General features: G+C 72.0%; 13 protein-coding genes. 7 read left to right on the top strand and 6 right to left on the bottom strand.

Annotated features, from left to right (window positions below):
* Positions 1-19 precede the first annotated feature (19 nt).
* On the top strand, positions 20-1,639 hold the full coding sequence (locus tag QRN56_RS09500) for an ABC-F family ATP-binding cassette domain-containing protein (protein ID WP_285102650.1): 1,620 nt from the start codon (positions 20-22) through the stop codon (positions 1,637-1,639).
* Here the strand turns inward: QRN56_RS09500 and QRN56_RS09505 are convergent.
* The gene (locus tag QRN56_RS09505) at positions 1,636-2,253 is read right to left on the bottom strand and encodes an HAD family hydrolase (RefSeq protein WP_285102651.1); all 618 of its coding nucleotides are present in this window, start codon (positions 2,251-2,253) and stop codon (positions 1,636-1,638) included. The genes QRN56_RS09500 and QRN56_RS09505 overlap by 4 nt on opposite strands.
* A gap of 133 nt (positions 2,254-2,386) precedes the next feature.
* On the opposite strand from QRN56_RS09505, the gene QRN56_RS09510 reads away from it, so the two are divergent.
* On the top strand, positions 2,387-3,130 hold the full coding sequence (locus tag QRN56_RS09510; protein WP_285102653.1) for an SDR family oxidoreductase: 744 nt from the start codon (positions 2,387-2,389) through the stop codon (positions 3,128-3,130).
* On the opposite strand, the gene QRN56_RS09515 is transcribed toward QRN56_RS09510, so the two are convergent.
* On the bottom strand, positions 3,096-4,052 hold the full coding sequence (locus QRN56_RS09515; RefSeq protein WP_285102655.1) for an RNA polymerase sigma-70 factor: 957 nt from the start codon (positions 4,050-4,052) through the stop codon (positions 3,096-3,098). The two genes, QRN56_RS09510 and QRN56_RS09515, sit on opposite strands and share 35 nt — an antisense overlap.
* Before the next feature lie 155 nt (positions 4,053-4,207).
* On the opposite strand from QRN56_RS09515, the gene QRN56_RS09520 reads away from it, so the two are divergent.
* The gene (locus tag QRN56_RS09520; RefSeq protein ID WP_285102657.1) at positions 4,208-4,957 is read left to right on the top strand and encodes a class I SAM-dependent methyltransferase; all 750 of its coding nucleotides are present in this window, start codon (positions 4,208-4,210) and stop codon (positions 4,955-4,957) included.
* A 47-nt stretch (positions 4,958-5,004) separates the two neighbouring features.
* Positions 5,005-5,658 carry a TetR/AcrR family transcriptional regulator gene (locus QRN56_RS09525; RefSeq protein WP_285102659.1) on the top strand — a complete coding sequence of 218 codons (654 nt, stop codon included), beginning with the start codon at positions 5,005-5,007 and terminating at the stop codon, positions 5,656-5,658.
* Here the strand turns inward: QRN56_RS09525 and QRN56_RS09530 are convergent.
* From QRN56_RS09530 to xseA, 3 genes are all read right to left on the bottom strand, one after another.
* On the bottom strand, positions 5,619-6,026 hold the full coding sequence (locus tag QRN56_RS09530; protein ID WP_285102661.1) for a RidA family protein: 408 nt from the start codon (positions 6,024-6,026) through the stop codon (positions 5,619-5,621). The two genes, QRN56_RS09525 and QRN56_RS09530, sit on opposite strands and share 40 nt — an antisense overlap.
* A gap of 134 nt (positions 6,027-6,160) precedes the next feature.
* Entirely contained in the window at positions 6,161-7,303 is a 1,143-nt protein-coding gene (locus tag QRN56_RS09535) for an epoxide hydrolase family protein (RefSeq protein WP_285102663.1), read from the bottom strand.
* Between the two features lie 59 nt (positions 7,304-7,362).
* Entirely contained in the window at positions 7,363-8,625 is a 1,263-nt protein-coding gene (xseA, locus tag QRN56_RS09540) for an exodeoxyribonuclease VII large subunit (RefSeq protein ID WP_285102665.1), read from the bottom strand.
* A 63-nt stretch (positions 8,626-8,688) separates the two neighbouring features.
* Between xseA and QRN56_RS09545 the strand changes: the two genes are divergently transcribed.
* Complete coding sequence (locus tag QRN56_RS09545) at positions 8,689-9,726, top strand: 4-hydroxy-3-methylbut-2-enyl diphosphate reductase (protein WP_285102667.1); 1,038 nt, start codon at positions 8,689-8,691, stop codon at positions 9,724-9,726.
* Positions 9,727-9,754: 28 nt separating this feature from the next.
* Here QRN56_RS09545 and rmuC read toward each other — a convergent pair whose 3' ends face one another.
* Complete coding sequence (rmuC, locus tag QRN56_RS09550; RefSeq protein WP_285102668.1) at positions 9,755-11,254, bottom strand: DNA recombination protein RmuC; 1,500 nt, start codon at positions 11,252-11,254, stop codon at positions 9,755-9,757.
* A gap of 196 nt (positions 11,255-11,450) precedes the next feature.
* On the opposite strand from rmuC, the gene QRN56_RS09555 reads away from it, so the two are divergent.
* Complete coding sequence (locus QRN56_RS09555) at positions 11,451-12,281, top strand: ABC transporter ATP-binding protein (RefSeq protein ID WP_285102670.1); 831 nt, start codon at positions 11,451-11,453, stop codon at positions 12,279-12,281.
* Complete coding sequence (locus QRN56_RS09560; protein ID WP_285102671.1) at positions 12,263-13,876, top strand: hypothetical protein; 1,614 nt, start codon at positions 12,263-12,265, stop codon at positions 13,874-13,876. Before QRN56_RS09555 ends, QRN56_RS09560 begins: the two co-directional genes overlap by 19 nt.
* Positions 13,877-13,929 lie beyond the last annotated feature (53 nt).

Here is a 13,929-nt window from a genome sequence, read left to right on the forward strand (position 1 = left end):
CATCGGACCATGGTGACCCATGGGTCATCTTGAAGTCGCGCACGCCGAGTGCCACCTGCCGGACGGCCGGACCCTCCTGGGGGACGTCTCGTTCCGCGTGGGCGAGGGCAGCGCGACGGCGATCGTGGGCCCGAACGGCGCGGGCAAGACGACGCTCCTGCGTCTCATCACCGGTGAGCTGGAGCCGCACGGCGGCTCCGTGGTCGTCAGCGGCGGGCTCGGCGTGATGCGCCAGTTCGTCGGCTCGGTGCGCGACGAGACCACGGTGCGCGACCTGCTGGTCTCCGTGTCGGACGCGCGGCTGCAGCAGGCGGCGCGAGCGGTCGACGAGGCCGAGCACGCGATGCTCACCGTGGACGACGAGGACGCGCAGATGGCGTACGCACAGGCCCTGTCGGACTGGGCCGAGGTGCGCGGCTACGAGGCCGAGACGCTGTGGGACGTGTGCACCATGGCCGCGCTGGGCGTGCCCTACGACCGCGCCCAGTTCCGCGAGGTGCGGACCATGTCGGGCGGCGAGCAGAAGCGGCTCGTGCTGGAGGCGCTGCTGCGCGGCACCGACGAGGTGCTGCTGCTCGACGAGCCGGACAACTACCTGGACGTGCCGGGCAAGCGGTGGCTGGAGGAGCAGCTCAAGGCCACCCGCAAGACCGTCCTGTTCGTCTCGCACGACCGCGAGCTGCTCTCCACGGTGGCCGACCGCATCGTGTCGCTGGAGCCGGGTCCGGCCGGGGCCGACGCCTGGGTGCACGGCGGCGGGTTCGCCACGTTCCACGAGGCACGGCGCGAGCGGTTCGCGCGGTTCGAGGAGCTGCGCCGGCGCTGGGACGAGAAGCACGCGCAGCTCAAGAAGCTCGTGCTGACCCTGCGGAACCAGGCCGCGAGCAGCCCCGACATGGCCTCGCGCTACCGGGCGGCGCAGACCCGCCTGCGCAAGTTCGAGGAGGTCGGCCCGCCGCCCGAGCCGCCGCGCGAGCAGGACATCACGATGCACCTGCGCGGCGGGCGCACCGGCCTGCGGGCCGTGACCTGCGAGGGGCTGGAGCTCACCGGGCTCATGAAGCCCTTCGACCTGGAGATCTTCTACGGCGAGCGGGTCGCGGTGCTGGGCTCCAACGGGTCGGGCAAGTCCCACTTCCTGCGGCTGCTCGCGGGCGGCGACGTGGCCCACACGGGCTCGTGGAAGCTCGGGGCGCGGGTGGTCGCGGGCCACTTCGCGCAGACGCACGCCCACCCCGAGCTGTTCGGCCGCGCGCTGCTCGACATCCTGTGGGAGGACCACGCGCAGGACAAGGGCAAGGCGATGGCGCGGCTGCGGCGCTACGAGCTCACCGTGGCGGCCGACCGGCCGTTCGACCGGCTGTCGGGCGGCCAGCAGGCCCGGTTCCAGATCCTCCTGCTCGAGCTCGCGGGCTCGACCGCGCTGCTGCTCGACGAGCCCACCGACAACCTCGACCTGGAGTCGGCCGAGGCGCTGCAGGAGGGCCTGGAGTCCTTCGACGGGACGGTGCTGGCCGTGACCCACGACCGCTGGTTCGCGCGGTCGTTCGACCGGTACCTGGTCTTCGGTTCGGACGGCATGGTGCGCGAGACCCCGGAGCCCGTGTGGGACGAGCGGCGGGTCGAGCGGGAGCGCTAGTCCGCCGGGCGCACGCCGTGCTCGGCGAGCCGGTCCACGAGCACGGCGTGGCCCTCGTCCAGGCACCAGTGCACGGCGGCCATGCCCGTGGACCGCGCTCCCTCGACATTGGCCGGGTGGTCGTCGACGAACAGGATCTCGGCGGGCTCTGCCCCGATCCGGGTGGCGGCCTTCTCGAAGAAACCGGGGTCGGGCTTCGCGACGCCGAGGTCGCACGAGTACAGGCTGACGTCGAACAGCTCGTCGTACCCGAGCACGGCGCGCAGGTACTCGGCCCGCCGGCGCACCTGGTTGGTCCCGAGGTGCACCCCGTAGCCGGCCGCACGCAGGCGTCGCACCAGGTCGAACGACGACGCCGACGGCTCGGTGTTCTGCCACACCGCCGCGTACAGGTCGCTCGCGGCGACGTCGAGTCCCTGCTCCCGCAGCACCTGTGCGAGCACCGGCAGAAAGTCCTCGTCGCTGCCCAGGAGCGGTCGCTCGCGGTCGGACGCGGTGTCCAGGACGGCGCGCGCGTGGTCGCCCAGCAGCGCCTCCGCCGCGGTGTAGAAGCCGCCGCGGATCTGCTGGAGCACGCCGTCGGCGTCGAACAGGACGTGTCGGATGGTCGCCACGTGCGAACCGTAGCAACCGGGTCGGAGCGCCCTGCCGCGGCGCGTGTGTCACAGATCCGGGGTGCATCCGGTCGAACACGTGACGGGCCGTCCGGGCCCGTCGCGCGAACGACGCGAAACTGAGGAGCACACCATGAAGATCGTGGTCATCGGCGGCACGGGCCTCGTCGGCAGCCAGGTAGTGAACAATCTGCGGGCGCACGGGCACGAGGCGGTCGCCGCCGCGCCGCAGACCGGCGTGAACACCCTGACCGGTGAGGGTCTCGACGAGGTGCTCGAGGGCGCGCAGGTGGTGATCGACCTCAGCAACTCCCCGTCGTTCGCCGAGGAGGACGTCACCAACTTCTTCCGGACCTCGACGACGAACCTGCTCGAGGCGGAGAAGAAGGCCGGCGTGCAGCACCACGTGATCCTCTCGATCGTGGGCGCCGACGGCATCGACTCCGGCTACATGCGCGCCAAGATCGTGCAGGAGGACCTGGTCAAGGCCTCCGGCTCGGGCTGGTCGATCGTCCGGTCCACGCAGTTCTTCGAGTTCCTCGCCTCGATCGCCGACACGGCGACCGTCGACGGCGTCGTCCACATCGCGCCCGTCCGCTTCCAGCCGATCGCCTCGGCGGACGTCGCCAAGTTCGTCGGCCGGACCGCCGCGGGCACGCCGCTCGGCGCGACCATCGAGATCGCCGGCCCGGACACCTTCGGGTTCGACGAGATCGTGCGCAAGCACCTCGCCACCAAGGACGACCCCCGCGAGGTGCGCGCCGACCCGAGCGCCACCTACTTCGGGGCGGAGCTCAAGGACGCCGAGCTCGTCCCCGCCGGCGAGGCCCAGCTCGGCGAGGTCAGCTACGACCAGTGGCGGGCGGCTCAGGCGTAGTGTCCCCGGCGTCGGCCTCCGGCGTGGCCTGGTCTCCCCAGGCCCGCCGGAGCGGCGCCATCTTGTCGGGGTTCATCTGCCACATCAGATCCTGCACGCCCTCGTCGGACACCGTGACGGACAGGACGCCCACCAGTGCGCCGTCCCGCTCCATCGCGAAGCCCTCCGCGCCGTTGACCTCGATCGGCCGCGTGGTGATGCCCGCCCAGAAAGCCTCCGCGAACGACGACAGGACCCGGGCCACCTTGTTCCGGCCCTGGACCGCGACCCGGGCGACGTGCTTGGCCCGGCCGTTGCTGTCGGCACGCGTCACGACGTCCTCGGCGAACAGCTTCTCCAGCCGGGCGACGTCGCCCACCCGGGCCGCGGCGAGGAACGCGGCGAGCAGGTCACGCCGGGCCGTGTCGCTGACCGTGTTCCTGCGCTCCGAGGCGAGGTGCTTGCGGGCCCGGCTCACGAGCTGGCGGGTGGCGGTGGGGGAGACGCCCACGATCTGGGCGATCTCCGGGTATCCGTAGTCGAACGCCTCGCGCAGCACGTACGCGGCGCGCTCCGTGGGGGAGAGCTTCTCGAGCAGCACGAGCACGGCGACGTCCAGGGCCTCGGCGCGCTCCGCACCCAGCGTCGGGTCGTCGCTCGTGTCCACCGGCTCCGGCAGCCACGGACCGACGTACGTCTCGCGCCGCGACCGCGCGCTCTGCAGCACGTTGATCGCCAGCCGGGTCGCCGCGGTCGTCAGGAACGCCTGCGGGTTGACGACGACCGACCGGTCCGTCGTCTGCCACCGCACCCAGGTCTCCTGCACCACGTCCTCGGCCTCCGCGGCCGAGCCGAGCATGCGGTACGCGATGCCGAACAGCCGTCGCCGGGCCGACGCGAAGACCTCAGCGGCGTCATCGAGCGTGTCCACATCGCCTGTCATCGTGCTCTCCTGGGGTAGCGCAGATCTCCCCGGGGGAGACACCGGTCCTTCGCGCACGGCCGGTGTCTCGTCCGGTCGCGCGCCTCGATACCCTCCCGACCGTACGCGACCGAATGACCTTGGGCCGGGTCCGACGGTAGGTGAACATTGTTGCCATGACCACACCCGACCCGATCTTCGTGGACCCCCGCCTCGCGCGCCTCTACGACGCCTTCGACGACGACCGCAGCGACCTCGACCTGTACGCCGGCCTCGCCGAGCGGCTGGGCGCCCGCAGCGTGGTCGACGTCGGCTGCGGCACCGGCGTGCTCGCCCTGCTGCTGGCCGCGCGCGGCCTGGACGTGACGGGGGTCGACCCCGCCGCAGCGTCCCTGGAGGTCGCCCGCCGCAAGCCCGGCGCCGAGGACGTCACCTGGGTCGAGGGCGGGGCCGACGCCGTCGCGGGGCTGGGCCTCGCGGCCGACCTGGCGACGATGACCGGCAACGTGGCGCAGGTCTTCACCGGCGACGACGACTGGGCTCGGGCGCTCGCGGCGGTCCACGACGCGCTCCGGCCCGGTGGCGTGCTCGTGTTCGAGACCCGGGTCCCCGCGCGCCAGGCCTGGCTCGGCTGGACACGCGAGAACTGGTCGGCCCGCCGCACGATCCCCGGCGTCGGCGAGGTCGAGACCTGGACCGAGCTGCTGGAGGTCACGCTCCCGCTGGTCACCTTCCAGCACACCTACCGCTTCCCGCCCGGCCTGCTGCCCGACGGCGACGTGGTCGCCTCGGTCTCGACCCTGCGGTTCCGGGAGCGCGACGAGGTGGAGGCGTCGCTGGCCGCCGCAGGGTTCACGGTCGAGGAGGTGCTGGACGCGCCCGACCGGCCGGGTCTGGAGTGGGTGTTCGTGGCTCGCCGGGACTAGGGGCGCGGCGCTCTTTTTATGGCAGCGCCATGCCATAGAATCCCCGCATGGCGAGGCAGAAGGATCCGGCGGTGCGCACGCAGCTCCTGGAGCGCGCGGCGCGGATGCTGCGCGAGCGCGAACCCATCACGCTGCGGTCGCTCGTCGACGGGACCGGGGTCTCGACGATGGCGGTCTACACCTACTTCGGCGGGATGGACGGTGTGTGGCGCGCGCTGCGCCAGGAGGGCTTCACGCGGCTGGCGGCCCGGTTCGAGACCCTCGTCGTGCCCGACGACCCCGTCGAGGACCTCGTGGCGGGGGTGGCGGCCTATGTGGTCAACGCACTCGAGTTCCCCGACCTCTACCGGGTCATGTTCGACGCGACCGTCGAGCTCGAGGACGTCGAGGCGGCCGAGTCGACTCTCGGCTACCTCGTGCGTGCCGCGCGGCGCTGTCGCGACGAGGGCCGCATCGCCGAGGACGCCGACCCCGAGCGGCTCGCCAACGACGTCTGGACCGTCAGCCACGGGATCGTGTCGCTGGTTGTCAGTCGGGTCACCTCCCGGCGCACCCTCGCCTCGGGCGTCCCCCTGCTCACCGCGGTGATCGTCGCGGCCGGCGACGATCCCGCGGTGTGCCGGCGCTCGGTCGAGGCCGGCTGGGTCGCGCTGAGCCCGCCTCAGGGCAGCACGGCGATGGCGTCGACCTCGACCAGGTAGCCCGGCGCGGCCAGCGAGCTGACCCCGATCCAGGTGCTCGGCTGCTGGAGCTCGACGCCCAGCGCCGCCGCCGCTCGCTGACGCCCGATGACGAACTGCTCGGCCTTGGCCGCGTCGAGGTCGACGATGTAGACGGTCACCTTGGCCAGGTCGGCCGCCGTCGCCCCGACCGCGTCGAGCGCAGCCGCGATGTTGAGGTAGGCCTTCTCGGCCTGGGCGGCCACGTCGTCACGACCCACGAGGTTGCCCGCGGTGTCCCACGACACCTGCCCGGCCAGGTAGATGGTGCGCGAGCCCTGCGTGTCGGCCACCTGGTGGTGGACGTCGACCCGGTTGACGCCTTCGGGGTGCACCAGCTTGACGGTCATTGCCCTGCTCCTTCTTCTCCACGGTCTCCGCGAACTCCCGAAACATAACACAGCGATGCTATGTTATCTGCGAGGTGTGGTCAGGGTCACGCCCGGCTCTGCCGTGCGTGGGGCTGGCCCGGCCGGAGCCCGGGTCAGTCGAGGCTGCGGAAGAAGTCGCGGATGTCGTCCGCGAGCAGCTCGGGCTCCTCCATCGCGGGGAAGTGCCCGCCCTCGGCGTGCTCGCTCCAGTGGCTGACGGCGTTCCACGGGTCCAGCGCGCGGCGCATGAGCGGGTGCGTGTCGAACACGACCCAGCCGGCCGGTACGCCGGAGGGGGCGAGCCAGTCGAGGCCGGAGTGCTCGGACTCGTAGTAGAACTGCGCGCTGGAGGCGCCGCTGCGCGTGAACCAGTACAGGCTGACGTTGGTGAGGAGCAGGTCGCGGTCGACCGACTCGTCCGGCGTCGGGCGGGCGGGGTTGGTCCAGGTCTGGAACTTCTCCGCGATCCACGCGAGCTGGCCCACGGGGGAGTCAACCAGGGCCGCGCCGATCGTGTCGGGGCGGTGGTTCTGCATCTCGAAGTAGCCGCGCTCGGCCGCGTCCTTGGCGCGGACGGCGTCGATCTGCGCGATCTCGTCGTCGGACAGGCCCTCGGGGTACGGGAACTTGTCGCCGACCATCCCGAGCGACCGGCCGTCGCTGCCCACGTGGGTGCCGATGACGCGCTCCGGGTAGAGCGCCGCGAGGCGGCCCGTGATGCCCGCGCCGATGTCGGTGCCGTGCGCGGCGAACCGTTCGTAGCCGAGCCGCGTCATGATCTCGGCGTACGCCTCCGTGGTCCGGGCCAGCTCCCAGCCCGTCCCGGACAGGGGCGTCGAGAACCCGAAGCCGGGCAGCGACGGGATCACCACGTGGAACTCGTCGGTGAGCAGCGGGACCAGGCGCTGGTACTCGACGAACGAACCCGGCCAGCCGTGGTTCAGGATGATCGGGGTGGCGTCCGGGTTGGCCGAACGCGCGTGGACGACGTGGAACGTCTGGCCGTCGACGACCGTCGTGAACTGCTCGTAGGCGTTGAGCGCCGCCTCCTGCGCGCGCCAGTCGAACCCGTCGCGCCAGTACTCGGCGAGCTCCGTGAGGTATGCCTGCGGGATGCCGCGGCTGAAGTCCGCGCGGTCGTCGCGGCCAGGGACGGGGACCGGCCGCCGCGTGCGCGCGAGCCGGTCGTGCAGGTCGTCGAGATCGGCCTGGGGGATGTCGATGCGGAACGGGGTGAGTGCGGTGTTCTCGGTCATGACAGCTACCTTTCCAGGAGAGGCGGACAGGTCCTGTCCGCTTCTCCGACCGTTCGTGCCTAGGGAATTGTCGCGGTGACCTCCGCGTCGAGGGCGCCCTGCGCCAGGCGCACGTGCACGCCCGCACCGACCGTCACGTCGTCGGGACGCCGCACCACGTGGCCGTCCGCACGCTGCACGACGGCGTAGCCGCGCTCCAGCGTCGAGGCCGGCGACAGCGCCCTGACCTGGGCGCCGAGCCGGCCGATCTCGCCGCTCGCCCGCAGGAGCAGCGCGTCGAGGGCGTGCCGGCCGTGCCGGATCGCCTGGAGGACGTCGCGTTCGCGCGACTCCAGCATCGTCTGCGGCATCGCGAGGACGGGACGCGAGCGGACGCCGTCGAGCCCGCGCTGCTCGCGGTCCAGCATGGCGGCGACGGCGCCCCGCATCCGGGTGCGGGCCTGGTTCAGCCGGAGCCGCTCCTCCGAGACGTCGGGCACGATGCGCTTGGCGGCGTCGGTGGGGGTGGAGGCGCGGTAGTCGGCGACCAGGTCGAGCAGCGGTGCGTCGGTCTCGTGACCGATCGCGCTGACCAGGGGCGTGCGGACCTGGGACACCGCGCGCACCAGCGACTCGTTGCTGAACGGCAGGAGGTCCTCGACCGAGCCACCGCCGCGCGCCACCACGATGACGTCGACCCGGGGGTCCTGGTCGAGCTCGGTGATGGCGTTCGACACCTCGCGGACGGCGTTGACGCCCTGCACCGCGACCTCACGGATCTCGAACCGCACCTGGGGCCAGCGGGCCCGGGCGTTGACCACGACGTCGTGCTCTGCCTTGGACTCCCGCCCGCAGACCAGCCCGACGACGGCGGGCAGGAACGGGAGGGCTCGCTTGCGGGAGGCGTCGAACAGGCCCTCCGCGGCGAGGACCTTCTTCAGAGCCTCGATCCGGGCCAGCAGCTCGCCCACGCCGACGGCCTTGATCTCGTTCGCCTGCATCTGCAGCGTGCCGCGCTTGGTCCAGAAGACGGGCTTGGCGTGCACCACCACGTGGTCGCCCTCGGCCGGCGGCTGCGCCAGGGTGCTCAGGACGCGCGAGAAGATCGTCACGGGCAGGGACGCGTCGGCGTCCGTGTCGCGGAGCGTCAGCCACTGCATGCCGGAACCGGGCCGCAGGTTGAACTGCACCACCTGGCCCTCGACCCAGACCGGCGGCATCTTGTCGATGTAGCCCTTGATCTTCTCCGAGAGCACGCGCACCGGCCAGGGGCTGGTGGGCGTGGTGTCGAGCGCCTTGGCGGGGAGCTCGGTCGGGAGGATCTGCTGGGTGGGTTCCGTCACGTGTCCAACCCTGCCACCCACCACCGACACAAGCCCTCCGCACACCGCCCCTAGACTGAACCCGTGAGTGTCACGAGCCCTGAGCGTCCTGCCCGGACCAAGACGAAGCGCGTCCTGCTGGCTGCACCCCGTGGTTATTGCGCCGGCGTGGACCGCGCCGTGGTCGCCGTCGAGAAGGCCCTGGAGACGTACGGCGCACCGGTGTACGTCCGCAAGGAGATCGTGCACAACAAGCACGTGGTGGAGACCCTGCGCGAGCGCGGCGCGATCTTCGTCAACGAGACCGACGAGGTGCCCGAGGGCAGCCGGCTCGTGTTCTCCGCCCACGGCGTGTCGCCCGCCGTGCGCGCCTCGGCCGTGGCGCGGAGCCTCGACACCATCGACGCGACCTGCCCCCTGGTCACCAAGGTGCACAAGGAGGCCGTGCGGTTCGCCAAGGACGACTACGACATCCTGCTGATCGGGCACACCGGTCACGAGGAGGTCGAGGGCACGGCGGGCGAGGCGCCCGAGCACGTGCAGATCGTCAACTCGCCCGACGAGGTGGACCAGGTCGTGGTGCGCGATCCCGACAAGGTCGTGTGGATCTCGCAGACCACGCTCTCCGTGGACGAGACCATGGAGACCGTCCGTCGGCTGCGCGAGAAGTTCCCGTCCCTGCAGGACCCGCCCAGCGACGACATCTGCTACGCCACGCAGAACCGCCAGGTCGCGGTGAAGAAGCTGGCGCCCGAGTGCGACCTGGTCATCGTGGTCGGCTCGGCGAACTCGTCCAACTCGGTGCGGCTGGTCGAGGTGGCGCTCCAGTCGGGCGCCACCGCCTCCTACCGCGTGGACCGCAAGACCGAGATCAAGGACGAGTGGCTGGAGGGCGTCACGACCGTCGGCGTGACCTCCGGCGCGTCGGTGCCGGAGATCCTGGTGCAGGACGTCATCGCGCACCTCGCGGACCACGGCTTCGGCACCGTCGACGAGGTGCGGACGGCCACCGAGGACCTCATGTTCTCGCTGCCGCGCGAGCTGCGCGCCGGGCTCAAGGCGGCGGGCGAGGAGACCAAGCGCCCGCGCCGCGAGTCCCGCAAGGAGCTCCCGCAGGCCTGAGGGCCTGGCGCCGGGGCGGCGCGGCGGCTCAGCCCGCCGCGCTGCCCTTGGCGTCGTTCTTGGCGGCCTCCTCGACGGCTTCCAGCGCGCGCTTGTCGGTGACCGCGAGCTCGGTGACCTCGAGCGCCTGCACCAGGATCCCGTCGGCGGCGTCCTGGTCCTGTGCCCGGTCGATCGCGACGACGCCGCCCTCCTCGGCGGCCAGCAGCTCGGGCTTCGTGATCGGCCGAGGCACCTCCTCGATGCCCCGAATCTCCTCGATGCTGTCCTTCTGGTCGACCACGTCGAGCTCGACCATCCGGCGGGCCGAGGTGAGCACGTTGCGCTCCAGCGAACCGATCATCTGGTTGTAGCTCTTGGTCGCCGACTCCAGCGCGCGGCCCGTCCGGGTGACGTGGCCGGTCATGGTGACCAGGCGCGCGTACAGCTCCTTGCCGACGGTGAGCACCCGCTGCGCGTTCTCCGCGAGGGCCTCCTGCCGCCAGGCGTAGGCGACGGTGCGCAGCAGCGCGAGCATCGTGGTGGGCGTGGCGATGATGACGTTCTTCTGCGCCGCGTACTCCAGCAGCTCGGGGGCGCGCTCCAGGGACGCCGACAGGAACGCCTCGGCCGGCACGAACATCACGACGAACTCGGGCGCAGGCTCGAACTGGTTCCAGTACTTCTTGCCGGCCAGGTCGTCCACGTGCTTGCGCATGTGCCGCACGTGCGCGTCGAGGCGCTGCTCGCGGTACGCGGCGTCGTCCGACTGCTGAGCCTCCAGGAAGCCCAGGAACGCGACCTTGGAGTCCACGACGACGCGCTTGCCGCCGGCGAGGTTGATGACCATGTCCGGCCGGAGGATGCCGTCCTCCGTGGTGACCTGCGCCTGCTCGGTGAAGTCGACGCGGTTGATCATGCCCGCGGACTCGACGACCTTGCGGAGCTGCAGCTCGCCCCACGCGCCGCGGGTCTGCGACGAGCGCAGCGCCGTGACCAGGTCCGCCGTGCCGTTGCGCAGGTCGGTCGACACCTCGGCGACGTTGCGCATCTGCTCGACCAGGGCACCCTGCCCCTCGATGCGGGCCTTCTCCGCCTGGAGCACCTCGCTGCGCACCAGCTCGACGGCCTTGGTCAGCGGGTCCACCAGAGACTTCACGGCCTGCTCGCGCTGAGCGAGGGCCTGCTCCCCGGCCGACGCCGACCGCTTGAGCCGCTCCTCCGCGAGCTCCAGGAACCGCTTGCTGTTGGCGTCCAGCGCGTCACCGGCGAGCGCCTGGAACTGCCGCCGCGCGTGCTCCTGCTCGGTGCGGGCGGCAGCGATCTGCTCGGCGGCGCGCTCCCGGGCGTCGGCGATCTGCTCGTCCGCGCGGTCCCGCGCGGCCTCCACCTGCCGTTCGGCCGACTCGACCTGGGCGCGCAGACGCACGGCCTCCAGGTCCGACTCGCGTACGGCCGACGTGCTGCGCTGCGCGTGCCCGAGCCACCCCAGCAGCGCACCGACGACGAGGGCGCCGAGGGTCAGCAGGATCGTTGCGGCGATGTCCATGTGCGACAGGCTGCCACGACCCACCGACACTCCTGTACGCCGACACCCCGAGCGTCCCCGATCGTCCGGTATGCGCCGGACATCGTGTCCGTATCGCCGCAGGTGGCGTCGTCCGACCCGAGGCGGACCATCTATCACCCGTACTCATCCTCGCGTCGGATCCGGTGCGTCGGAGGTCCCGGCTAGGTTGGTTGCCATGACGACCCCAGTCGACCCGAGCCCGCCGGGAAGCGCCGGCCCGCAGGGCGCCCCGGAGCCGCCCCCGTACGACCCGTCGGCAGCGCTCAGCGTCCGCGGCCTCTGGAAGCGGTTCGGCCAGAAGATCGCCGTCTCCGGCGTCAGCCTCGACGTACCGCGCGGCTCGTTCTACGGCCTGGTCGGCCCCAACGGCGCGGGCAAGACCACCATGCTCTCGATGGCCACCGGACTGCTGCGCCCGGACTTCGGCACCGCCTGGGTGCACGGCGTGGACCTCTGGGCACGCCCCGACGAGGCCAAGGCCACCCTCGGCGTCCTGCCGGACGGCGTCCGCCTCTTCGACCGCCTGACCGGCCGCCAGCTCCTCACGTACGCCGGCATGCTGCGCGGCATGGACAAGGCCACCGTCGTCGAGCGCACGAACGACCTGCTCCAGGCGTTCGACCTCGGCGCCGACGCCGACACGTTCGTCGTCGACTACTCCGCGGGCATGACCAAGAAGATCGCGCTGGGCAGCGCCATGATCCACGCTCCGCGCACCCTCGTCCTGGACGAGCCGTTCGAGGCGGTGGACCCGGTGAGCGCGGCCAACATCCGCGACATCCTCAAGGACTACGTGTCGGGCGGCGGCACCGTGATCGTCTCCAGCCACGTGATGGACCTGGTGCAGCGCATGTGCGACCACGTCGCGGTGATGGCGGCGGGGCAGGTCCTGGCCGCGGGCACCGTCGACGAGGTGCGCGGCGAGCAGAGCCTGGAGGACCGGTTCGTCGACCTCGTCGGCGGTCGCCAGCACTCGGAGGGGCTCTCATGGTTGCGCGGTTCCTGACCCTCAAGCTGACGCTGATGGGCAACACGTTCCGCAAGAGCGTGTGGCAGACGATCGGGCTGGTCGTCGCCTCGCTGTACGCCCTCAGCATCGTCGCTCTGGTGGTCGTCGCCGTCGTGGGCCTCGGCGTGCTGCAGGACCCGGCCTGGGCCGGGCTGGCGATCACGCTCGGCGGGGCCCTCACCGTCCTGGGCTGGTGGATCATCCCGATCTTCGCGTTCGGCGTCGACGCCACGCTCGACCCGCACCGGTTCGCCACGTTCGCGATCCCCCGGCGCACCCTCGTGGCCGGGCTGGCCGTCGCCGGCCTGGTCTCGGTGCCCGGCATCGCGACCGTCCTGGTCGTCCTCGGCACCTCGTTCGCCTGGGTGCTGGAGCCGGGCACGCTCCTGGTGGCGCTCGCCGGCGGGACGCTCGGCGTCGCGACCTGCGTCATCGGCTCCCGCGCCATCACCACGCTGCTGGCGCCCGTGCTCGAGTCCCGGCGCTACCGCGAGGTCGTCACGCTCGTGGCACTCGTGCTGGTGGTGTCGATCGGCCCGCTGATCGGCTGGCTCGCCAACGGCGTCGAGGTGTCCATGGAGGCGGAGCCCGAGAGCAGCACCGGCATGCAGCTCCTGCCCGTCTTCGAGCAGGCGGCCGGCTTCGTGGGGTGGACGCCGTTCGGCGCGGCCTGGGCGCTCGCGGGCAGCGCGCACGACGGCGACTGGGCCGGTCTGGCAGGACGGCTCGCCGTCGCGCTCGGGACGATCGTGCTGGGCTGGCTGGTCTGGGACCGCGCCCTCGCCCGCGCGCTGGAGCGCCCGCCCGTCGGTGACGGCGGCGGTGGCCGGGCGAAGGGTCTCGGCGCGTTCGGGCGGGTCCCGTTCTCGCCCACCTGGGCCGTGACCGCCAGGACCGCCACGTACTGGCTGCGCGACCCGCGCTACTCGGGGTCCCTCGCGATCGTGCCGCTGCTGCCCGTGATCATGTACTTCTCCGGCCAGAGCACGGGCAACTACTTCCTGCTGCTCGCGACGGGGCCGTTCGTGGCCTGGATCCTCGGCTTCAGCATCTCCAACGACATCGCCTACGACAACACGGCGTTCGCGCTGCACGTCGCCTCCGGCGTCGACGGGCGGGCCGACCGGTGGGGCCGGGCCATCCCGATGCTCACCGTGGGACCCGTGGTCAGCGCGGCCACCGTGATCGCGTCGGTCTGGGTGGCCGATTCCTGGCACCTCACGCTGCCGCTGCTGGGACTGGCCTTCGGCTCCCTGCTGGTGAGCACCGCCGTGGCGTGCGCGGTCTCCGCCCGGCTCGTGTACCCGGTGGCGAAGCCGGGGGAGAGCCCGCTCAAGTCCCCGCAGGGCGCGGCCGTGGCCACGATGGTGTCGCAGGGCATCGGCTTCGTGGTCACCATGGGGCTGTCGGTTCCCGTGTTCGCGGTGGGGATCGCGGCCCTGGTGCTGGGCGGGGTGCTCTGGGGTGTCGCCACCCTCGTGGTCGGCGTCCTGTACGGCGTGCTGGTCCTGGTGCTGGCGGTGCGGTTCGGCGCCCGCGTGTACGACCGGCGGCTTCCGGAGCTGCTGCAGCAGGTGCAGTCGTTCCCGTGAGTTCCGGGCCCGGCCCGTGCGACCTGGGCCTGAGGCCTGGGGCGCGCGGGCCG

The sequence above is a fragment of the Promicromonospora sp. MEB111 genome (assembly GCF_030209445.1).
In the GTDB taxonomy this organism is placed as follows: Bacteria; Actinomycetota; Actinomycetes; order Actinomycetales; family Cellulomonadaceae; genus Promicromonospora.

Bases quoted from the DNA above. Each gene is read 5' to 3' on its own strand.
- QRN56_RS09500 (WP_285102650.1), top strand. From the start codon at position 20: ATGGGTCATCTTGAAGTCGCGCACGCCGAGTGCCACCTGCCGGACGGC.
- QRN56_RS09510 (WP_285102653.1), top strand. From the start codon at position 2,387: ATGAAGATCGTGGTCATCGGCGGCACGGGCCTCGTCGGCAGCCAGGTA.
- QRN56_RS09515 (WP_285102655.1), bottom strand. From the start codon at position 4,052: ATGACAGGCGATGTGGACACGCTCGATGACGCCGCTGAGGTCTTCGCG.
- QRN56_RS09520 (WP_285102657.1), top strand. From the start codon at position 4,208: ATGACCACACCCGACCCGATCTTCGTGGACCCCCGCCTCGCGCGCCTC.
- QRN56_RS09525 (WP_285102659.1), top strand. From the start codon at position 5,005: ATGGCGAGGCAGAAGGATCCGGCGGTGCGCACGCAGCTCCTGGAGCGC.
- QRN56_RS09530 (WP_285102661.1), bottom strand. From the start codon at position 6,026: ATGACCGTCAAGCTGGTGCACCCCGAAGGCGTCAACCGGGTCGACGTC.
- QRN56_RS09535 (WP_285102663.1), bottom strand. From the start codon at position 7,303: ATGACCGAGAACACCGCACTCACCCCGTTCCGCATCGACATCCCCCAG.
- rmuC (WP_285102668.1), bottom strand. From the start codon at position 11,254: ATGGACATCGCCGCAACGATCCTGCTGACCCTCGGCGCCCTCGTCGTC.
- QRN56_RS09555 (WP_285102670.1), top strand. From the start codon at position 11,451: ATGACGACCCCAGTCGACCCGAGCCCGCCGGGAAGCGCCGGCCCGCAG.
- QRN56_RS09560 (WP_285102671.1), top strand. From the start codon at position 12,263: ATGGTTGCGCGGTTCCTGACCCTCAAGCTGACGCTGATGGGCAACACG.